The following is a 20,330-nucleotide window of genomic DNA, read 5'->3' on the forward strand; positions in this document are numbered from 1 at the left end:
GCTCAACGGCAGGCCCAGGTATCAGGGCCGATGGACCTCAATCGGGCCGCTGCTCGAGGGGAAGGACGTACTGGATGAATCCCCGGTCCTCCGCGACCCGGTCGTAGAGCCGGCGAGCCGTGTGGTTGTCGGCCTTGGTGTGCCAGTAGACCCGTGCGCACCCCTGCTCGCGTGCCCAGTCCGCGACGGCCTCGATCAGCGATCGGGCAACGCCCCGGCCGCGCGCCGCCTCGGCGGTGAACAGGTCCTGCAGGTAGCAGACATCGGCGGACGTGGTGCTCGGATGCGTGAAGAAGTGCGTGATGCCGACCAGCCGCTCGTCCAACCGGGCGCCCAGGGCGTGAATGCGGTCCCCGATGGTCACCTCGCGCCACGCGCCGTCGAGCAGGGCCACCGACGGGGTGCGCCCGTAGAACTCGTTGTACCCGGTGAACAGCTCGGTCCACACTGGGCGGTCGGTGGCGACGAGCGGGCCGACGGTGATCACGCCGCCATCGTAGAACCCATCGGGTTGTCGATCACGTAGCGCCAGAATCCGTCCGGGCCCCGGCGCACGACGTCGGTAGCGGTGCCGCCGATGTGTCCCTCGATCGCCCAGTCCACGATCAGCAGCGCGATGTCGCCGGACACGTGTACCTGCCGAGGGTTGACCCGAACAGGCGCGCCCAGGTCCAGGTGCGCTCGCAACGCGTCGGCCCGCCGCCGGCCGGTGAGCTGTTCCCCGTCGGCGACCAGCACGCCATCGGGCTCGTAGAGTTGGTCGACGAGCTCGATCCGGCCGGTGTTGAACGCGCGCTCGAACACGTGCGGGTGTCGCGCCGCCTCAGTGGTCAATTCCATGGCGGTCAGTGAAACGGAGCCGGAAATGGGTCACCAAACGGAAACCCACGCGTTCGACGCCGAGCTGGTTCCGGATTCGCGCGGCCGCACCCGCCGGCCGTCGCCGGAGTGCCCGGTCGAGGTGGCGCTGGCCGCCGTCAGCGGACGATGGACGACCTTGGTACTGCGCGAGTTGATGGCCGGGCCGATGTCGTTCAGCGATCTCCGCGCGGCCCTGCCCGACCTGTCGCCGAAGGTGCTGGCGGACCGGCTGCGCACCCTCGACGCACGTGATCTCGTTGGGCGGCAACGAATTCCCGGCTTCCCGCCGCGCACCAGCTACCGGCTCACGACAGCCGGCGAGGCCCTGCGCCCGCTGCTGGTCGCGCTCTACAGCGTCGGGAGCGAGTTGCTCAGTCGAGGTAGTCGACCACCAGGTCCTCAGGCGTGATCGTGACCGGGAACGGCTCGGTGAGCCTGGCCGTCTGGTCGCCGCGCACTTCGGCCACCGTGCGGTACTCGCCGTCGTGCAGGCTCAGGCACAGCAGGGACGGCTCGTACGGATCGATGATCCAGTAGTACGGACAGCCCGCCTTCTCCAGCGTGGCGCGCTTGAGCTGGGTGTCGATCATCCGGCTGGACGGCGAGATCACCTCGACGGACAGCACCGGCACGCCGACCAGCGCGCGTTCGGTGAAGTCGCCGCGCCGGCCGACCAGGACGTCGGGAATCAGCACGGTGTTGTCGGTGAGCACGACGTCCACCGGCGCGGGCAGCGCCTCCCATTCGCGCGGGCACTCGCGGGAGACCGCGGTCAGCACCCGAGCCACGACGCGCTGATGCAACGGACGGGGTGAGGGGCTCATCAGCAGCACCCCGTCCACGAGCTCATAGCGGCGACCGTCATCGTCGATCGACTCCAGGTCCGTGCGCGTCAGCGGCTCACGGTGTGGAAACACCGGGACAGTCCCCATGCTGCTCCCTAGATCGCGTCGACTCGAACCGCGCTTGCGTACAGCCTAGACACGTTCGAATCCGGTCCGCGCAGAACGCGGCGTAGTCGGACACACGATCGGACTAAACCGGCAGGTGTGCGGCCGGACGGCACGGCGGTGTCGTCACGCTCGGGTGTCCGGGCACCGGCACGTTTCTCGCCGCGATCCTTTTCTTACGCCAAACGTGTGCATAACACGAATTCGCCAAGTCGCCATTCTGATTATGCTGATCTGTCATTTTGGCCTTGACTCCGCGTCATTTTCACAGCGAGTAAGCATGGCCGTTCGATGCCCAAGAGCATAATGGTACGCGCGCACCACGCGCCGGACAACGGAAAGTCGTCTTACGATTCGGACTATCTTCCAGGGTAGATGTCGCAGAAGTCCTCCGGCCGCAGCAGGCTCCCCTCGCGGGCGATCCGCGACCGCTGCTCGTCCAGGCATTGCTCGTAGGCGTCGCCGCTCGACGGTTCGACGTCCGTTTCGATCACCGCCGCCGCGATCGAACATATTCCCGCGATGATCGCGCACACGACCGCGACGCCTCGCCGCGCCGGCGACAAGTCGCCCTTCGATTCCTCCGTCATTCCGGCCCCTTCCCCGGTCACTCCCTGATCCAGTGACGCGCGGAATCGGCCGGCGGTTCCCCCGATCAGCGGGGCATGCGCCGCCAGATGGCGCGCGGGAGCAGTTTCAGCACCGCGAATATCGGCCGCAGCACGCCGGGAACCCACACCACCGAGCGCTTGCGTCGCAGCGCCTTCACGGTCTTGTCGGCCACCTGATCGGGTGTCGAGGAGAAGGGGGCCGGCGACATGCCCTCGGTCATCCGGCCGATCACGAACCCGGGCCGGACCAGCAGCAGGTGTACGCCGCTGCCGTGCAGCGCGTCGGCCATGCCGCTGGCGAACCCGTCGAGGCCGGCCTTGGCCGACCCGTACACGTAGTTGGCGCGCCGCACCCGAACGCCGGCGACCGAGGAGAACACCACAAGGCTGCCGCCGCCCTGCCGGCGCAGCAGGTTCGCCACGCTGGTCAGGATCGCGACGTGCGCGACGTAGTCGGTGTGCACGATCTTCACCGCGTGCTCCGGCTCGCGCTCGGCCCGCTCCTGGTCGCCGAGGAGGCCGAACGCGACGACCACGGTGTCCACCGACCCGTGCTCGGCGACGACCCGCTCCAGCAGCGGCTCGTGCGAGGAGAGGTCGTCGGCGTCGAACTCCACCCGCTCGACCGTGCCGGCGCCCGCCTCGCGCAGCGCTTTCTCTTGCGTGTCAAGGTCTTCCGCGCGGCGAGCGGCGAGCACGAAGGTGTCCGCATCGCCGCGTGCCAGCCGTTCCGAGACGGCTACCCCGATCTCGCTGCGCCCGCCAAGGACCAGCACCGCGCCAGCCATTCGTGCCCCGCCTTCCGTCGACGTCGGCGAACATCATGCCCAACGTCGGGCGCGGCGGTCAGGCCGGTGCGTCAGGGCGGCTCGAGCCGGCGGCGCCAACGTCGCTGAACAGGCTGTGATAGGTGGTCTCGTGGCCGCCGGAGTTTTCCGCCCGTTCTCCGGGAGCGTCGACGGGCTCATGGCTGAACACGACTGGCGCCGTGTTCCGGCGATCGTGCTTCATTGTGCTCAAGATGATCTGGTTGTCCTTAACTTGTGGTCTGTCCAGGGTCGATTGACTCGGCCAGCTCGGTTGTGGCGGGGCACACGCACCCTCGCTCGTGCTTGCGGGCGAGGGTCGCCGCGCAGAAGCGCGCCGAGATCTTGTCGTGTGTGGCCCAGTAGTGCGGGCACGCCGGGCACACCGCCCCAGCGATCATGGTGCGGTCGGTCGGCATGGTGACGCTCTGCGTCATCGTCGCCGCGCTCCCGTCTGTCCAATGTGGACGATACGGTGCCTCTCCAGAACGCTCGACGAGCTCACGGGAACGGACGTCGTCCGGTCCGCTGAACTGGGAAACCCGAGGACGGAGTCGACGCTGATGTCGGCACTCGAAAGGTCCCCGGCACCCCCAACGGTACACGTCCGACGCCCATCCATGAGGTACGGTGAGGAAGTCGAGGACATCTCGCATGCTGGCAGTAGAGCCTGCTTCGTCTTCGGCGCCAGTCCGGTCGCCTGTCGATCGGGGACGGGAGCACCGACATGACGTCGGGCCCGCGCAGCCGTTTCAGAACTCCGAACACCCCTACGGGTCACCGAGCCGCCTCAGCTGACACTCCACGCGAGACCGAAGCTCAAGGCGCCCACCACGGAGTCGACCGACCACGCTGCCTCGCGCCGATCAACGCCCCCGCCGACCGAGTTGCCGGGCCATGCCTGGTCCGGCAGCTCCCCTGGTCTCACACCCCACGCACCGCCTCCTCCGAACTGACCGCATGGGACTTCGCCGCACACCGTGTCGATGGCCGCGACCGGCAGCAGGCTTTCCACTGAAATGAGCACTACATGACCACGGCCACCCGAGCTGAGCCGCGCGCGACACCGAAGCCCATGATCTCCGGCAGTCATTCGTTCGCCGAGCTGTTCACCATCCGCGCGTTCCTGATCATCCCGTTCGCGGCGCTGATCGCCGCCGTCCCGCTCACCTGGGGCTGGGGCCTGACCTGGGTGGACATCGGGATCGCCGCCGTCTTCTACACGGCGTCCACGCTGGGCGTCACCGTCGGCTACCACCGCTTCTTCACGCACGGCGCCTTCAAGGCCAAGCGGCCGCTGAAGATCGCGCTGGCGATCGCGGGCGGATTCGCCGCGCAGGGTTCGGTGATCGGCTGGGTCGCCGACCATCGCCGGCATCACGCGTACTCCGACCGCGAGGGCGACCCGCACTCGCCGTGGCTGTTCGGCACCTCGCCGGTCGCTCTGGCGCGCGGCTTCTGGCACGCGCACATGGGCTGGCTGTTCGGGCGCGACAAGACCAACATCGACCGGTTCGCGCCGGACCTGGCCGCCGACCGTGACCTCCGTGCCGTCGACCGCCTGTTCCCGCTGTGGGTGGTACTCAGCGTCGCGGCCCCCGCCGTGCTCGGCGGTGTCATCACACTGTCCTGGTGGGGCGCGCTGACCGGCTTTCTCTGGGCCGGCCTCGCCCGCGTCTCCTTCCAGCACCACGTGACCTGGTCGGTGAACTCGATCTGCCACATGATCGGCAACCGGCCGTTCGCCAGCCGGGACAGGTCGGCCAACTTCTGGCCGCTGGCGATCCTGTCCATGGGCGAGTCCTGGCACAACTCCCACCACGCGGACCCGACCTCCGCCCGCCACGGCGTGCTGCGCGGCCAGATCGACATCTCCGCGCGACTCATCTGGATCTTCGAGAAGCTGGGCTGGGCGACCCGCGTCCGGTGGCCCAACCAGCAGCGACTGGGCAGGCTGGCCCGCTCGTGACCCGGCTGCCGGTGTTGCGCACCCCGCGGTTGACGCTCCGCGGCTGGACCTTCGCCGACACCGCCGCCGCGCTGGACGTGTACGGGCACGCCGAGGTCGCACGCTGGCTCAGCCCGGAGATGACCCGGGTGCCGACCCCTTCCGCCATGCGGCTGCTGATCACCCGATGGATCGCCGAGTGCGTCGGGCTGCCGCCGCCGGCGGGGCGCTGGGCGATCGAACGTGACGAGGACAAGCGCGTGGTCGGTGGCGCGGTACTTCTGCGACTGCCGCCCGGACACGAGGACCTCGAGATCGGCTGGCAGCTGCACCCCGACGTCTGGGGCAACGGGTACGCCAGCGAGGCGACCTACGCCCTGGCCGGCTGGGCGTTCAGCCACGACGTCGACGAGATCTTCGCCGTCGTCCGGCCGGACAACGCCCGCGCCGCCGCGACCGTGCGACGCAACGGCATGTTGTGGGTCGGCGAGACGCGCAAGTACTTCGACCTCGATCTCGAGATCTACCGACTACGGTCGGCTGATCTGAAACTCGGAGCACAGACCAGCCAACGACCACCCGGCCACGGCAACGACGACTGACCGGCCACCAAACCGAACAGAGGAGCGAAATGACGTCCGCGGAGCACCTCATCGCCGGAGCCGGCAACAGCGAGCTGGCGAAAGCACGCGAGCGGGAACACGCGCACAACGTCGTACAGCGGAACAAGGCGCTCCGTACGGTCGCCGGATGCGCGGTCGACGTCGAGGACTTCCAGGGTCTGGTGGCCATGCTCGGCCTCGACCGGGAGCCCTCTGAGTGAGGACGATGGCCACGACATCCGAGACCACCCACGCGTTCGGCCGGTCGCTTGCCGGTTACGTGCGGGCTGTCGCGGTGGAGCTCGGCGTCCCGCTCGAAGCCACCGGCTTCGAGATCAGCGACACCGTGACCGTCTACATCGGGCTGGCCGAGCGCTGGCCGGAGTTCCCGACGAGGGATCTGATGCTCGTCTGGACGGAGCGGCACGGCTGGTACGTCGCGGTCGAGACCGATCCCGGCGAGGGCACGATCGTCGCCGACCACCTCGGCGGCGACGATCTCGTACCACCGCCGCCCGTCGTCGCACGGTTCGTGGCCGCGCTGCTGGCTGGCGACCGGAGCAGTGCGCACCCGCTCGGTCGCACTGTCGACGCCACGGACCTGGCACGGCGGTTGAGTCGCTACGCCGACGGCATGGGCTCGACCACGCGCGGCGCGCTCGAGGGTGGGCTGAGCTGACCGTCCCGCGTGGCATGCTTCCCCCGTGGCAGCGACGACCGGACCGGTGGAGGAGATCTCCGCACGCGAGGCCGAGGTCCTCGACGCGCTCGGCGAACACCTGACCAACGCGGAGATCGCCGCCAAGCTGTTCATCTCGATCCGCACCGTGGAGAGCCACGTCTCCTCGCTGCTGCGCAAGTTCGGCGTAGCGGACCGCCGCGCGCTGGCCCAGGCCGCGTCGTCCCGGTCGCAAGCTTCGACCGGTGCGCCCGCGCCGCCGACACTCCCCTCCCCGCTCACCTCGTTCGTCGGCCGGACCGAGGAGCGGCGCGCCCTGGCCGAGGCCCTCGGCGAGCACCGCATGGTCACCGCGCTCGGCCCGGGCGGCGTCGGCAAGACCCGGCTGTCGCTCGCGGTCGCCGCCGATCTGGCGACCAGCCTGCCGGACGGCGCCTGGTTCGTGGACCTGGTGCCGGTCACCGACCCGTCGATGATCGCGCCGGCCGTGGTCACCGCGCTGGGTGCGGGCGAGCAGGCCGGACGGTCCGCGGTGGACACGCTGGTGTCGTGGCTGGCCGGCAAGCGGGCGCTGCTCGTGCTGGACAACTGCGAGCACCTGGTCGACGGCGTCGCCACGCTGGTCGAGCGGCTGCTCACGGCGAGCCCCGGACTGACCGTGCTGGCCACCAGTCAGGCGCGGCTCCTGGTGCCGTTCGAGTGGGTGTTCACCGTGCCGCCGCTGTCGCTGGCCGACGACGCGGTGGAGCTGTTCCTCGGGCGCGCCGCCGCGGCCGGCGCTCGACTGTCCGATGTGGACCGTTCGCGGATTTCCTCGATCTGCCAAGGACTCGACGGCATGGCGTTGCCGATCGAGCTGGCCGCGGCCCGGCTGCCCGCACTCGGATTGGACGGCCTGGAGGCGGGGCTGGCCGGTGCACTGCGGCTGCTGTCTGGTGGCCGGCGGCGCGACGAGCGACACAGCTCGCTTCGGTCCACTTTGGACTGGAGTTACGACCTGCTGGCGGAGGACGCGCGGGCCGTGCTGCGGTGGTCGTCGGTGTTCGCCGCACCGTTCACCGCCGACGCGGCCGCGGAGGTCACCGGGCGCGCGGACGCGGCGGCGATCCTCGCCGAGCTGGTCGACCACAGCCTGCTCACCCCGGTCGGCGGCACCGGCCGCAGCCGCTACCGGATGCTGGAGACGATCCGCCAGTACGGCCAGGAACGGCTCGCGAAGGACGGCGAGTCCGACGCGGCCACCGAGGCACACACGCGTTGGTGCCTGCGTGCGGCCGATGAGCTTTCCCGTTCCGCCACAACGGATTCCGGCTCGTGGCGGGCGGCGTTCGACGATGTGGCCGACGATCTGCGCGACGCCCTCGGCCGCGCCACCGGTCAACCGGCACACGATCTCGCGGTTCGCCTGGCCGAGTTGACCTTCGTCCGAGGCATGCCGTCCGAGGCGCAGCGGCGCTTCGAGCAGGCGGCCACGCTCACCGACGACGTGGAGGCGAAGGCCGCCGCGCTGCGCCGGGCCGCGGGTGCGGCGCTGTCCCGGCTGTCCGGCCCGGAGGCCGTTCGGCTGCACCGCGAGGCGGCCGACGCCGCGCTCGCCGCGGGAGACGGACCCGGCGCCGCCCGGTTGCTCGGCAAGATCGCCGAGATGATTCACCGGGGCGCCGGCCTGTTCCCCGAGTTGCCCGACGACGAGTTCGTCGACGCGCTGTTGACCGAGGCGCGCGAGCACGCCGGAGACGACCCGGTGGCCGCGGCGCAGGTGCGCGTCGCGGAGGCGTTCAAGACCATCACCTACGACCCGAGGTGCATCTCGTGTGCCGAGGACGCGCTGCGCCTCGCCCGCGCGGCCTGCGATCCGGCGATCGAGAGCGCGGCGCTGGACGCCGTGACCGTGGTGCGGCTCGCGGAGGGCGAGGTGCGTGCGGCACTGGACGGCGCGATGCGTCGCGTCGAGTTGATCGGCGAACTGCGGGTGCGGCCGGAGTTCGGCATCGAGTTCGCCGACATGCACGCGATGGCCGCCGAGTGCGCGATCGCCACCGGCGACCTGGGCACCGCGCGCCGGATGGCCGAGGGCCTGCGCGATCTGCCGTTCGTGCGCGAGGAGGGCCACATCGCGACGTCCCGGCTGATGGTGGTCACCGCGCTCGCCGGGGACTGGCCGGAGACGATCGCGCTGGCCGACCGGTTCACCGAGGGTTGGGTGCGGGCCGGGCGGCCGTTCGTGTGGAGTCTCAGCCGGGGGCCGTACGCCGCGTCGGTCGTGCATCGGCTGCGTGGCGAGATCGAGGCGGCCCAGGCGATCCGCGCGGTCGCGGACGCCTCGGTCCCCGATCCGGCCGGGCGCTCGGTGGCGGGCGGCCGGATGCTGGACGCGCTGGTGCCGTTGCACCTGGGTGAGGCGGAACGGGCGGTCGAGGTGCTCAGCGTGCCGCCGGAGGACTTCGACAACGCGTTCGACGACGTGTGCCGGCCTTGGTATGCGGCGATGTGGGCGGAGGCCGCCGTGTTGGCCGGGCGGGCGGACGCCCAGCAGCGCATCGACCGCGCCACCGTGCTGACCAGGCAGAACCCGATCGCGGCCGCGATGCTGGCCCGAGCCGTCGCGCTGGCCGAGCGTTCGCGGGACGGTCTGGTCGCCGCCGCCGCGAGCCTGCGCGAGACGGCGTGTCGCTACCAGTGGGCGCGCACGGCGGTGTTCGCCGGCGGGGCCGAACGCGAGGCCGGTGAGGCGTTGTTCCGCGAGATCGGGGCGGTACGGATGCCCACCACGTACTGAGGTTTCCGTGGTGGATCCGTGGTGAGCACGGATGGCGTGCGGCCGTCGCCGGAGCAGTCTTGGTGCTGTCAGCAGGAACGACCACCAAGGAGTGAGCACGATGAGCACGGAGTACTTCGCCGAGACCCTGATCGCCGACCAGCACCGCCGCTACCTGGCCGAGGCCGCTCAGGAGCGCCTTGGCCGCCAGGTTCGCGACGCTCGGGCCGCCAAGCACGAGGCCCGGCGGGCTCGCCGGTGGTCGCTGCGGCCGCGCCACGCGCACGCCGCGTGACCCGGGCACCTCGAGCACCGCCGACGCACGGTTACTCCGGCGCGTCGGCGGTGCCGAGTGGAATTGCATGTGCAGGCTGTAGCCACTTGGGAACCGTGGGGAGGCCGGCGTGGAGGAAAATCCGGTGCTGCTGCGCGCAGCGATCGGCGAGAAGCTGCGTGTCGCGCGCGAGGCGGTGGGCATGAAGATGGCCGAGGCCGCGCCGTTGCTGGACTGTTCGGAGAGCAGGCTGTGTCGGATCGAACAGGGACACGGCCTCGATGTGCATTTCGTGCGCACCGCGATGGATGTGTACAACCTCGTCGATGACACGTTGCTGGACGAGGTCCGCCGCGCGCGCAATCCCGGATGGTGGAAGGAATACGGGATCTCCGACAAGGACTACATCGCCCTGGAAAGCGGCGCGAGCGTGGTGTCGACGTACGCCGCGAACGTCGTGCACGGCCTGCTCCAAACCGCCGACTACGCGCGAATGCTGTTCGAGTCGCGCCGGCGGCCGATGTCCGAGGAGTGGATCGCCAAGCAGCTCACCGTGCGCCTGATTCGCCAAGAACGACTGACGGACGAAGACCAACCGCTCCAGCTCCACGCAGTGCTGGACGAGCACATGCTGCATCGTCCGATCAAACGGCCGGAACTTATGCGCACGCAGTTGGATCACCTGGCGTTGATCTCCGAGCTGCCCTCGGTCGACATACGCGTGCTGCCCGCCGAAACTGTGGCCAACGAAGCCCTACTCGGATCGTTCACCGTGCTGGACTTCTTGCAGCACGAACGGCCAAGCATCGCCCAGGTCGAGCACCCACTCTGCGTCGAACGCAAGCGACACCGCAGTCTGGTGCGGTTTGCTAGGGTCCAGTTCGAACACGTTCGATCGCTGGCGCTCGACCCGGTGGAATCGACCGCCCTGATCGAGCGATTGGCTGACGACTGGGCGAGCTAAGAACGGCGGTGTGCGTATGTCCACTGTGGACATGTCGGGTTCCCGGTGGCGCAAGAGCAGCTTCAGCAGTGGGAACGAGAACGCAGAATGCGTCGAGCTGGCCGTTCTGCGCGATGTCACAGCCGTCCGTGACTCCAAGAATCCCGTTGCGGCCCTTGCCTTCCCGAGCACGAGCTGGTCGGCGTTCCTGGAGCGCCACTAGTACGGCGGCGGGTCCGGGTCGGCGATCGGCTCAGCTCGGACCGTTGCCTCGTGTCCGAGCGGGCTGCGCGTGATCACCACATCTGGTTCGGGTTGCTCGACATGCCAGCCGGGGCGTTCCTTGCACAGGTTGTGCCGCTCGCAGCGCGGATTCAGATTGCACAGGCAGGTACGGCCACGGTCGGCATGCCGGAGGGTGTCGTCGATCTGGCAACGGGTCGCTGGTCGATCGCAACCGGGATGTGTACATCTGCGGAACCGCAATCGCACATTCTCCGCCATCGCCGCCGGCGGATATCGCTTCCGCCCCACATCAGTGATCATCCCGCTGGCCGGGTCACTCAGTATCCGCCGCCACGTGGAATTCTTATCGGCGGCCAACTCGCGACACACCTGCGCGGGAAGCGAATCGACACCGAATAGTTCACCCAGTTTGTCATCGATTCCCATGAGTGTTGTGTGCGGGACGGTGACCCACACGATGGTTTTGATGTGCGACTGGTTCTCTCCGCACAGGTGATCCATGGCGGTGTCGAACCGCAACTGATCCAACGTTCGCGCGTCACCCTGCTGCTTGGCGCGTCGGGCGTGCTGATCGATCCGCACATACGCCGGATACAACTGCTCCACCGGCCCCCGAATACCAAGGAACGCCTCGCCGTCGTCCTCCAGTTTGAAACTGACACACCGGTCCTTACGCCGCGCCAACCGACGCTGCTCCGCACCGTCCGGGTCGACCTTCTTCACCCACCGGTTGACCTTGTCCCGAAAGGACTTGTAGAAACACGGCGCATCAACCAACACGCCAGCTTCCACCTGCGTGGCGTGCTCATCCGACAACGGCCGCGTGACCTCGTACATCGCACGAGCCTTCGCCCAATCCAGGTCCCCACGTCCAAGTGCGGCCAGTGTCTTCGGCAGCCGAGTCGCGATAGCGGCGGCCATCGTCACCTGATGCGACGCGTGCCCAGGTGACCACTCCAGAGCCTGCCCGATCTCCTCGGACACATTCTCCGCCCCACCCGCAACCGGTTGTACTGAGCGAGCAACCGAACCTCATCAGCACACAACGCGGCCTTATCCCGCTGAACAATCTCCAACTCCGCAACGGTGCTCGCCTCATCCGGCGTAAACGGCCCATCACCCATTACGGTGGCAAAGATCAGCGCTTACGGGCCTTCTTCTCGCGAACCCGAACCGAGATCCGCACCGGACTACCGGCAAACCCAAACCGCTCCCGCAGCTTCCGCTCGATAAACCGCCGGTACCCCGCCTCCAAAAACCCCGTCGTGAACAACACAAACATCGGCGGCCTGGTCTGCGCCTGCGTCGCGAACAGGATCTTGGGCTGCTTGCCACCACGCACCGGCGGCGGAGTCGCCGCGGTCAGCTCCGACAGCCACGCGTTCAACTGCCCGGTCGAGATCCGCTGATCCCACGAGTCCAACGCGGTGCGCAGCGCCGGCGCGAGCTTGCGCACCGCGCGCCCGGTCAGCGCGGAAATGTTGACCCGCTCGGCCCACGGCACCCGCACCAGCCCACGCTCCAACTCGCGCACGAGCTGGTGCCGCCGGTCCTCGTCGACCAGGTCCCACTTGTTCATCGCCAGCACGCACGCGCGCCCGGCCTCCACGACCATGGTCAACACCCGCAGGTCCTGCTCGGCGATCGGCTCGCTCGCGTCCAGCAGCACGATCGCCACCTCGGCCGCCTCGATCGCCGCCTTGGTGCGCAGCGACGCGTAGTACTCCGTGCCGCTCGCCGTCCGCACCCGCTTGCGCAACCCGGCCGTGTCCACGAACCGCCACAGTTGGTCGTCCAGTTCGACCAGCGAGTCGACCGGGTCGACCGTGGTGCCCGCGACCGCGTCGACCACCGCCCGCTCCTCGCCGGTGAGCTTGTTCAGCAGGCTGGACTTGCCCACGTTCGGCTTGCCGATCAGCGCCACCCGGCGCGGGCCGCCAGTGCCGCCGGTGTCCTTCGGCGTCTCCGGCAGCGCGTCCAGGATCGCGTCCAGCAGGTCACCGGAGTTGCGACCGTGCAGCGCGCTCACCGGGATCGGCTCGCCGACGCCGAGCGACCACAGCGAGGCCGTGTCGGCCAGCAGCCGCTCGTCGTCCACCTTGTTCGCGGCCAGCAGCACGGGCGCCTTGGCGCGGCGCAACACCTTCGCGGCGGCCTCGTCGGTCGCCGTCGCGCCGACCGTCGCGTCCACGACGAGCAGGATCGCGTCGGCCGTCGCCATCGCCAGTTCCGCTTGTGCCGCAACGGAAGCCTGCAACCCCTCGGCGTCCGGCTCCCACCCGCCGGTGTCCACCACGGTGAACTTGCGGCCGTTCCACAGCGCGTCGTAGGCGACCCGATCGCGGGTAACCCCCGGGGTGTCCTGCACGACCGCCTCACGCCGGCCGAGGATGCGGTTCACCAGGGTCGACTTGCCCACGTTCGGCCGGCCGACCACGGCCAGCACCGGCTGCGGCGGCGCGCCGTGCTCCTCGTCGGAACCGTCCACATCGGACAGCGCGTGCCAGTCCGTCTCTTCGGACCAGGTGCCGTCCAGGACGGACTCGGTCACGCCGTCAACCTCTGCCATTTCGCTTCCTCTGCTCGTCGAGCTCGGCCACAAGATCGGCGAGCAAAACTCGAATGTCCTCGGTCCCCTCGGCCAGTCCGGCCCGGCCGCGCGCCACCTTCACGGTATGCGGCCGTCCGATCAGCACGTCCACCGCGGGGCGGAACCGCCGTCCGGAGCCCTCCGGCCGCCTGGTCCCCCGGCAGGCCACCGGCAGCACCACCGCGCCGGTCGACCGGACCAGCCAGGCCGCACCCTGCTGCGCGGTCTCCACGTCGCCGCTGCCTCGGCCGCCCTCGGGGAACACCCCGATCATGCCGCCGGCCTTGAGAATCCGCACGGCGGTGAGCAGCGCGACACGGTCCGGTTCGCCTCTGCGCAGCGGCAACTGGCCGATCGCGACCAGCATCGTGCCGAGCACACCACGGTACAGCTCGTTCTTCACCCAGAACACCGAGTTGCGTCCGGTGGCGCCGAACACGAGCTGCGGCTCGATCAGCGAGCTGTGGTTGGCGACCAGCACGACCGGCCCGGTCTTCGGCACGTTCTCCTTGCCGCGCACCCGAATCCGGTACGCCGGCCGGTACAGCCAGGTCGCGAGCCAGCGGGCGACCCGGTGCAAGCCCGGTCGCGCACCCTCGGGCAGTAGCGCCGTGCTCATCGCCTGGTCGTCTCCTCGGTCACCCGCATGCCACGCTCGTCCACATTGGACAGCAGGGCGGCGAGCACACCGTCCACGTCGAGTGCGGTGGTGTCCAACTCGATCGCGTCGTCGGCCCGGCGCAGCGGGGCCGCGGCCCTGCTGGAGTCGAGCCGATCGCGCCGCTCCACATCGGCCAGCACGGCGTCCACAGTGGACAGACGACCGTCCTGGGTGGCGCGGCGGCGGGCGCGCGCGTCGGGCGACGCGGTGAGGTACACCTTCAGCTCGGCGTCCGGCGCGACGACCGTGCCGATGTCGCGGCCCTCCACGACGATCCCGCCGCGGTCGTCGAGCACGCGCTCGATGATCGCCCGCTGCTGGTCGCACAGTAGTTCGCGCACCCGGGGCACCGCGGACACCGCGGACACGGCCGTGGTCACCTCGGGCCCCCTGATCTCGACGGCGACGTCCTCGCCGTCCAGGTGCACGGCGGCCACCCCAGGCTCGTCGGAGATCTCCAGCCGCATCCGCTCGACCACCGTCGCGGTCATCTCGGCGTCGGTCACATCGACGCGCGCGCGGAGCACGGAAAGCGTTGCGGCGCGGTACATCGCACCGGTGTCCAGATAGCCGGCGCCCAGCGTCGAGGCGAGCCGGCGGGCCACCGTGGACTTGCCGGTACCGGACGGGCCGTCCATCGCCACAACCCCGCGAAGCTGACCTCGCCGCACCGTTCCTCCTCCTGTCGCCGCCAGCCGTCCATTCTGCCTGGCGGCACAGGTCACACCGTCGGCGGCTCGACCAGTCGCCAGTACTGCTTCTTCTTCACGTCCCGCACCACGACACCCAGCTCGGCCAGCTCGCCGCGCAGTTCGCGGGCGTCGTCGGTCTCCTCCAGCGAGTGCAGGAGCTTCTCGCGCGCCTTCAAGATCGCGTTCGCACCGGCCGGCAGCCCGTGCGCGCCGGGCACCCAGCGGTGGAACTCGGCGGCGTGCGGGTCCTCTGCCACCCAGGTGTAGCCGTGCTCGCGGAACGCCTCCGCGAGCGTCTTGGCGCTGTGGTCGCACCATTCACGGGCCACGTCCTCGCCGCGCTTTCCCTGGAGCACCAGGCAGTTCGCGTCACGGAACACCACGTGGACGTGGTCCGCGGCGATCACCCGTGACGTCCCCTTGCGCTTGAGGATCACCGTCTCCGGCGAGACGGTGACGATCACACTCTCGTGCCTGCCGATGAGCCCGAGGCCGACGCCGACAGCCGCACCGATCGCCACCGCACCGATCGTCACCTGCGGCTCGGGCAGTGACTCCAGCATGCGCAGCGGACCGGGCGCCCAGTCGTAGCCGCCGACCCACTCGGCGACCACGCGCAGCAGCACGCCGAGTAACGCGCCGCCCACCGGAAAGCCCAACCAGAACAACACGGCCATCCACGTGGGTGCGGTCACCACGGTCTGGCCGTGCTGGGTCTCCCTCGAACTCAAGATCATCCTCCCTGCTTCCCCCGACTCAGTGACGGTATCGACACCCGGAGTGCCGGGAAGAAACCCCTCACCTCGATCGTTACCCTGACGTGGTGAACGTCGACGTGACTCCGCTGCCGGGGATCGGCACGCGCCAGGATTTCTCGACCCGCGCGGGTCGCCGCGTCGGTGTGGTGACGCATCGGGACGGCCATTTCGAGCTGATCGTCTCGCGGCAGGACGACCCGGACGCGTGCACGGCGTCCATTCCGCTGTCCGCCGAGGAGGCCGGCGCGCTGGCGAACCTGCTCGGCGCCCCGCAGCTCGTCGCGCAGCTCAACGACGAGCACCGGGACGTGGCGGGGGTGAGCACCCGACAGCTTCCGCTGCCGCACGGCTCGCCGTTCGACGGCCGCACGCTCGGTGACACCGCGCTGCGCACCCGCACGCTGGCGTCGGTCGTCGCGGTGGTGCGGGCCGGCACCGTGCACCCGTCGCCCGGTCCGGACTTCACGCTGGCCAGTGGGGACACGTTGATCACCGTCGGTACACCGCAGGGTCTCGCCAAGGCCGTGGACATTCTCGATCGCGGCTGAGACGTCCGTGGATCACACCGCCCTCGCTCTGATCGAACTCGGCGCTGTCTTCTTCGGCCTCGGCATCCTCGGCCGGCTGGCGTGGAAGATCGGCATCTCCCCCATCCCGCTGTATCTGATCGGCGGTGTGTGCTTCGGCGCCGGCGGCGTGGTGCCACTGCACGGCATCGAGCAGTTCGCGCACCTGGCCAGCGAGATCGGCGTGATCCTGCTGCTGCTTTTGCTGGGGCTCGAGTACAGCGCGGGTGAACTGGTCACCGGGCTGCGGCGGTCGTGGGTGGCCGGACTGGTGGATCTGGTGCTCAACGCGCTGCCCGGGGTGGCCGTCGCACTGATGCTCGGCTGGGGGCCGGTCGGCGCGCTGGCGATGGCCGGGATCACCTACATCTCCTCGTCCGGGATCATCGCGAAGGTGCTCGGGGACCTGGGCCGGCTCGGCAACCGCGAGACGCCCGTGGTGCTCTCGATTCTCGTGTTCGAGGATCTCGTGATGGCGCTGTACCTGCCGATTCTGACGGCGGTGCTGGCCGGGGCGACGCTGGTGGGTGGGCTCACGGCGGTGGGGATCTCGCTGGTCGTGATCACGATCGTGCTGGTGGTGGCGTTGAAGTTCGGGCGCTACGTGTCGGCGCTCGTGGACAGTCCTGATCCTGAGGTGTTCTTGTTGCGGGTGCTCGGGGCTGCGCTGTTGGTGGCCGGCATCGCGTCGCAGTTGCAGGTGTCGGCCGCGGTGGGGGCGTTCTTGTTGGGGATCGCGATTTCGGGGTCGACGGCGGAGAACGCGACTCGGATGTTGGAGCCGTTGCGGGATTTGTTCGCGGCGATGTTCTTTGTGGTTTTCGGGTTGAATACTGATCCTCGGACGATTCCTCCGGTGTTGGTCGCGGCGGTGGGGCTGGCTGTGGTGACGACGGTGACGAAGGTGATCACTGGGTGGTTCGCGGCGAAGCGGCAGGGGATCGCTCGGATGGGTCGCGCTCGGGCTGGGGCGGCGCTGGTGGCTCGTGGGGAGTTTTCTATTGTGATCGCGGGGCTGGCGGTGTCGGCTGGGGCGGTTGATGATCAACTGGCGGCGTTGGCTACGGCGTATGTGTTGTTGATGGCGATCTTTGGGCCGGTGGCCGCGCGGGTGGTGGAACCCGTCGCGCGGGCGGTCAACGCCCGCCTCCGTCCCGCCACCGCCTAACCTCGTCAGTCCGCGTTCTGCGCGACATCAGCCCGCGCCTGTTCAAAGCTATGCTGCCGGCCCCGGCTGCGCGCGTACCAACGCCCACCGAGCCTTGCTCGGCTGCGGCTCGTGCAATCCTGTTGCGATAACAAGCAATCTTCCGGTTCACCAGTCAGTCTGTGCAGCATCCACGTCCTTCGGCCGCCACAATCGCCATCGTCTTTGCAAGCGCAAGCTGCACAGTCGCGGTGTGAGCAATGAGATTTGGTCAGTCGTCATGCATAACGAATTGACAGGCGATCTTCACTTACCGTCGACGACCTATCGACTTAGTAGATATCGCCACAACTGCAGCCTTGACAATTTTGAACAATTCAGAGTTGCCAGTCACCGATCGACCCGAATCTGAATCAATCGCACTGCCTAGCTGTCTCAATAGTCGGCCAAGATGAGCTCGGTCCTTACGGTTGTCGCCGGTGAGAATACCACGTTTAACCCAGTCCCATACAATACTTCTGGCAATTTCATTATTTGCGTCTCGAACCAGATTCAGAGCAACAGCCGCTACCAATTGCAGACACCGACTATCAATACAGGTTTGCAACGACCTTGCGGGGTCAATACCCAGCTTTGCGGCATTCGACGAATTTACCACACCGTGCGAGTGAACAAGTGAATGTCGGACTTGACATAGCTTCTCATAGTCTTCAATAGAACGATCCAGCGACGACCTTGGTACGACCTTGACCCCTAGCCTGCCATCCAGCTGGTTCTTGATCGTTCCAGGCTCACTGAACGACACCCTCTCCGTAAGCGCGTTTTCCAAAGAATCCTTGTGATAGTAGTCGAGCGCGCCGAACGGGATCATCTGTTGCCCGTTTGCCTGCCGAATTATCGGACACAGTGCTACGCATCGCGATATCATTTGCCGAAAGTACAGTTCGGTCGCACTTACATACCCAAGGAGCAGTTGGCCACCTAATAAATACTGAACATCCTCGTCTACCTGATCCCCCTGCAGCAACGACCCAAGCTTGTTTAGACCTTGATGCTCGACATAAAACGAATCGATCGGCGAGCTCGACCGGGCCTTCCCTGAGCTGGTCACAAATATCGTCCAGTCTGCCGAAACTGCAGACGGTGGAGCACAAATACTCAACGAGTCGATCGCTGCGTGTCTAGACACCGACGAACTCCTCCGCGAGTGAGTAGACGCGCCTTGCCCACACCGGACCGATTCGTTGTGCCTTGCTGATCTCCGTGAGACCGCGATCTCGGATCAAATCCTCAATCTTATGCATTTCCTGATCATGAAGCGCTCTAAGCTTCTTACGTGTAAGGGAAAGCTCGTCAATTGACGTAGCCATGAGCTCTTCGAACCTGCTCGCGTCAACAAGCTCTGCTCCGCACGCGCCGCAGAATCGGGCGTTCTCCATCGGGCGTGGTGTGCCGCACTTCGCGCAGTTGGCGACGACCAACTGACACGCCTCCGCTTGTTTTGGAGTAAGAATTCCTTCGCTACCGACGCGCTTGTATGATCCCGTTCTAGAGGTCTTGACTAGCGCGTTTGCGCGCTGCTCCATCGTCGGGTTCTGCCCGAACTTCAACGCTCCCGCAGCGACAAGAAGGCAGCCGTGAATCGCGAACTTGCTATAACGGTCCGCGCCGTGGCTAACGGCCTCGTTTGTCCGCCGAACCAGGCCTGCATACTCCAACAGTCCTAGAATTGTAACGAGTCTGGAATCAATTGGATGGCGAATTGCAACGTCAAGTGCCTGGGCATCCGTTTTCGCGCGGTGACGCGTCTCATTCAGTTCACCAATCAGCAGTAACAGCTTATCCAAGGCTTTTTCGCCAGTTTCAACATATTGGCGATACCGCGGCAATTTTCTTGATAGAGAACGGTGCAAGTCTCTCAGCTGATCCGAGTTCTGGATAATAGTGTTGTTAGCTGCCTGCGCGGAACGTGCCGGCTGGCCACGCCAGTTCTCCAGATAGGTTTCAATCAAAGCAAAGAACGTTCGCGGCACACCAAATGAGGCTGCAGCAAAAAGCAACACAACTCCGACCGATATTCGATTCCTTATTGCTGGAGGTAGTCGCCTCTCATAAATCGACCGCATGAAGTCCAGGTACTCACTACCTTCAACCGGTACCCAAGCATGCACCAACTTCGCGTCATGCCCGACATGAAAGTTCGGACTAAATTCGGTAACGCCAGGATAGATGGCCGCCTTGTACGTAACTGCCGGAGTCCTAAGGTTACGGAGGTATTCGAAAAATACTCTCTGTTGCTCAGGCACAAAAGCATGAGCGGCATCGTCAAGTAGCAGAACTATCCGTTTCGCTTTCGCCTTTTCAGCCCATGATTCAAGCGCTTTAGTCAAGGCCGTTGGCCCTGGGAGATCCGGTCTAGCTGCATGAGGATTGCGCTCGGCCAAATCGATAAACGATCGAGCTATCTCGCCTTGGCTACGCAGGTCGGGGGCATGCACCTCCAGCCTTTGAAACGTCTCATCCATTGCGGCGATAACTTTGGCGACTAGCCAGTCTTGAAAGAAACCATCGGCGTCCGAGCGTTGATTGAAAGCTGGCTCGGTAAACATTGACCGCCCATAGTTGACATAGACAGGGAGCGCAGAACCTCGCTTTCGTATTTCGGCTGCTGCGCGGAGGAGAAGGGTCGTTTTCCCACATCCACGCGGACCCGTTAACAGCTTTGGGCCTTGCGTCTGAAGCTGACGGAGAATCTGCTCATCATGTGGCGTAGGAGCCGTCCACGCTTCAAACTCCTCCGGAGTGAGGTTTTCCGCCCGCTCCTCGAACAGCGAGACCTCGTGTTCCTCGGCGATAGCCACCATATCGTTCCTTACCTGCTCCAGCTCAGCTACCAGAAAGGTACCAGTACGATCCAGATCATGCCTCGGCATATCGCTACCGTCGTGCCCGAAGCCCGATGAGGTTGCGCGTTGACTACCTTCGATCTACTGACAGGGCACGAACCTGATGACGCGTTGCTTGATTCCCTTCGACTCCAAGGGCCGCAGCTCAGCTACATCCGGCCGCACTGTCCACCAGGACGCAAAAACCCATACGAAACACCATCGGCGGGCCTGAATCCGAGCGCTAGTTGTGATGTCCAGGCAGGTTGTCCAGTCGGCTGATTGGTGGGTGGCCTCCGATGGCGCTGTGGGGTCGGTGGTGATTGTAGAAGTGGGTCCAGCCGGGTAGGGCT

The 20,330-nt window shown here is 67.1% G+C and carries 23 protein-coding genes and 2 pseudogenes; 11 read left to right on the plus strand and 14 right to left on the minus strand.

Going from position 1 to position 20,330, the window contains the following annotated elements; genetic code table 11:
* Positions 1-37 precede the first annotated feature (37 nt).
* Both EV193_RS09480 and EV193_RS09485 read right to left on the minus strand, forming a co-directional pair.
* Positions 38-487 carry a GNAT family N-acetyltransferase gene (locus EV193_RS09480; protein ID WP_130343597.1) on the minus strand — a complete coding sequence of 150 codons (450 nt, stop codon included), beginning with the start codon at positions 485-487 and terminating at the stop codon, positions 38-40.
* A complete protein-coding gene (locus EV193_RS09485) occupies positions 484-840 on the minus strand; it encodes a YybH family protein (protein ID WP_130343598.1) in 357 nt (118 codons plus the stop codon). Before EV193_RS09485 ends, EV193_RS09480 begins: the two co-directional genes overlap by 4 nt.
* 25 nt (positions 841-865) lie before the next feature.
* Here EV193_RS09485 and EV193_RS09490 point away from each other — a divergent pair, with 25 nt between their 5' ends.
* The gene (locus EV193_RS09490) at positions 866-1,270 is read left to right on the plus strand and encodes a winged helix-turn-helix transcriptional regulator (protein ID WP_130343599.1); all 405 of its coding nucleotides are present in this window, start codon (positions 866-868) and stop codon (positions 1,268-1,270) included.
* Here the strand turns inward: EV193_RS09490 and EV193_RS09495 are convergent.
* The 5 genes from EV193_RS09495 to EV193_RS09510 all read right to left on the minus strand — a co-directional run bounded on the left by EV193_RS09495 (position 1,233) and on the right by EV193_RS09510 (position 3,665).
* Positions 1,233-1,793 carry a Uma2 family endonuclease gene (locus EV193_RS09495; protein ID WP_242613245.1) on the minus strand — a complete coding sequence of 187 codons (561 nt, stop codon included), beginning with the start codon at positions 1,791-1,793 and terminating at the stop codon, positions 1,233-1,235. The genes EV193_RS09490 and EV193_RS09495 overlap by 38 nt on opposite strands.
* A 377-nt stretch (positions 1,794-2,170) precedes the next feature.
* A complete protein-coding gene (locus EV193_RS09500; RefSeq protein ID WP_130343600.1) occupies positions 2,171-2,401 on the minus strand; it encodes a hypothetical protein in 231 nt (76 codons plus the stop codon).
* Between the two features lie 65 nt (positions 2,402-2,466).
* Positions 2,467-3,210, minus strand: coding sequence for a decaprenylphospho-beta-D-erythro-pentofuranosid-2-ulose 2-reductase (gene dprE2 / locus EV193_RS09505; RefSeq protein ID WP_130343601.1), 744 nt, complete (start codon positions 3,208-3,210; stop codon positions 2,467-2,469).
* A gap of 58 nt (positions 3,211-3,268) precedes the next feature.
* Positions 3,269-3,433: a hypothetical protein gene (locus EV193_RS33715; RefSeq protein WP_207222560.1), complete on the minus strand. Its 165-nt coding sequence runs from the start codon at positions 3,431-3,433 to the stop codon at positions 3,269-3,271.
* A 25-nt stretch (positions 3,434-3,458) separates the two neighbouring features.
* Complete coding sequence (locus EV193_RS09510) at positions 3,459-3,665, minus strand: RGCVC family protein (RefSeq protein WP_207222561.1); 207 nt, start codon at positions 3,663-3,665, stop codon at positions 3,459-3,461.
* A 593-nt stretch (positions 3,666-4,258) separates the two neighbouring features.
* Between EV193_RS09510 and EV193_RS09515 the strand changes: the two genes are divergently transcribed.
* The 8 genes from EV193_RS09515 to EV193_RS09545 all read left to right on the plus strand — a co-directional run bounded on the left by EV193_RS09515 (position 4,259) and on the right by EV193_RS09545 (position 10,655).
* Positions 4,259-5,197 (plus strand): acyl-CoA desaturase, encoded by a 939-nt coding sequence (locus tag EV193_RS09515; protein WP_130343602.1) that lies wholly within the window; start codon positions 4,259-4,261, stop codon positions 5,195-5,197.
* Positions 5,194-5,778: a GNAT family N-acetyltransferase gene (locus tag EV193_RS09520; protein WP_341273149.1), complete on the plus strand. Its 585-nt coding sequence runs from the start codon at positions 5,194-5,196 to the stop codon at positions 5,776-5,778. The genes EV193_RS09515 and EV193_RS09520 overlap by 4 nt, the downstream gene beginning before the upstream one ends.
* A 29-nt stretch (positions 5,779-5,807) precedes the next feature.
* On the plus strand, positions 5,808-5,999 hold the full coding sequence (locus tag EV193_RS09525; RefSeq protein WP_130343603.1) for a hypothetical protein: 192 nt from the start codon (positions 5,808-5,810) through the stop codon (positions 5,997-5,999).
* A gap of 5 nt (positions 6,000-6,004) precedes the next feature.
* Positions 6,005-6,457, plus strand: a complete 453-nt coding sequence (locus EV193_RS09530; RefSeq protein WP_130343604.1) for a DUF6292 family protein — start codon at positions 6,005-6,007, stop codon at positions 6,455-6,457.
* A 25-nt stretch (positions 6,458-6,482) separates the two neighbouring features.
* Positions 6,483-9,236 carry an ATP-binding protein gene (locus tag EV193_RS09535; RefSeq protein WP_207222562.1) on the plus strand — a complete coding sequence of 918 codons (2,754 nt, stop codon included), beginning with the start codon at positions 6,483-6,485 and terminating at the stop codon, positions 9,234-9,236.
* 100 nt (positions 9,237-9,336) lie between these two features.
* Positions 9,337-9,510: a hypothetical protein gene (locus EV193_RS33220; protein WP_165401297.1), complete on the plus strand. Its 174-nt coding sequence runs from the start codon at positions 9,337-9,339 to the stop codon at positions 9,508-9,510.
* Between the two features lie 109 nt (positions 9,511-9,619).
* Positions 9,620-10,453, plus strand: coding sequence for a helix-turn-helix domain-containing protein (locus tag EV193_RS09540; RefSeq protein ID WP_130343605.1), 834 nt, complete (start codon positions 9,620-9,622; stop codon positions 10,451-10,453).
* 16 nt (positions 10,454-10,469) lie between these two features.
* On the plus strand, positions 10,470-10,655 hold the full coding sequence (locus tag EV193_RS09545) for a DUF397 domain-containing protein (protein WP_130343606.1): 186 nt from the start codon (positions 10,470-10,472) through the stop codon (positions 10,653-10,655).
* Here the strand turns inward: EV193_RS09545 and EV193_RS09550 are convergent.
* From EV193_RS09550 to EV193_RS09570, 5 genes and pseudogenes are all read right to left on the minus strand, one after another.
* Positions 10,652-11,677 (minus strand): annotated as a pseudogene (locus tag EV193_RS09550) (DUF222 domain-containing protein); the annotation flags it as partial. The gene EV193_RS09545 and the pseudogene EV193_RS09550 sit on opposite strands and share 4 nt — an antisense overlap.
* Positions 11,678-11,816: 139 nt before the next feature.
* Positions 11,817-13,247 (minus strand): ribosome biogenesis GTPase Der, encoded by a 1,431-nt coding sequence (gene der / locus EV193_RS09555; protein ID WP_130343608.1) that lies wholly within the window; start codon positions 13,245-13,247, stop codon positions 11,817-11,819.
* Positions 13,234-13,887, minus strand: coding sequence for a lysophospholipid acyltransferase family protein (locus tag EV193_RS09560; RefSeq protein WP_130343609.1), 654 nt, complete (start codon positions 13,885-13,887; stop codon positions 13,234-13,236). The genes der and EV193_RS09560 overlap by 14 nt, the downstream gene beginning before the upstream one ends.
* Complete coding sequence (gene cmk / locus EV193_RS09565) at positions 13,884-14,600, minus strand: (d)CMP kinase (protein ID WP_242613246.1); 717 nt, start codon at positions 14,598-14,600, stop codon at positions 13,884-13,886. Before cmk ends, EV193_RS09560 begins: the two co-directional genes overlap by 4 nt.
* Before the next feature lie 50 nt (positions 14,601-14,650).
* A complete protein-coding gene (locus EV193_RS09570) occupies positions 14,651-15,352 on the minus strand; it encodes a YqeB family protein (RefSeq protein ID WP_130343610.1) in 702 nt (233 codons plus the stop codon).
* Between the two features lie 92 nt (positions 15,353-15,444).
* Between EV193_RS09570 and EV193_RS09575 the strand changes: the two genes are divergently transcribed.
* Positions 15,445-15,927 (plus strand): cation:proton antiporter regulatory subunit, encoded by a 483-nt coding sequence (locus tag EV193_RS09575; RefSeq protein WP_130343611.1) that lies wholly within the window; start codon positions 15,445-15,447, stop codon positions 15,925-15,927.
* A gap of 7 nt (positions 15,928-15,934) precedes the next feature.
* Entirely contained in the window at positions 15,935-17,113 is a 1,179-nt protein-coding gene (locus EV193_RS09580) for a cation:proton antiporter (protein ID WP_130343612.1), read from the plus strand.
* Positions 17,114-18,273: 1,160 nt separating this feature from the next.
* Here the strand turns inward: EV193_RS09580 and EV193_RS09585 are convergent.
* Together EV193_RS09585 and EV193_RS09590 are read right to left on the minus strand one after the other, a co-directional pair.
* Positions 18,274-20,025, minus strand: coding sequence for an ORC-CDC6 family AAA ATPase (locus tag EV193_RS09585; RefSeq protein WP_130343613.1), 1,752 nt, complete (start codon positions 20,023-20,025; stop codon positions 18,274-18,276).
* A 196-nt stretch (positions 20,026-20,221) separates the two neighbouring features.
* A pseudogene (locus EV193_RS09590) lies at positions 20,222-20,330 on the minus strand (IS481 family transposase); the annotation flags it as partial.

The sequence above is a fragment of the Herbihabitans rhizosphaerae genome (assembly GCF_004216555.1).
GTDB lineage: Bacteria > Actinomycetota > Actinomycetes > Mycobacteriales > Pseudonocardiaceae > Herbihabitans > Herbihabitans rhizosphaerae.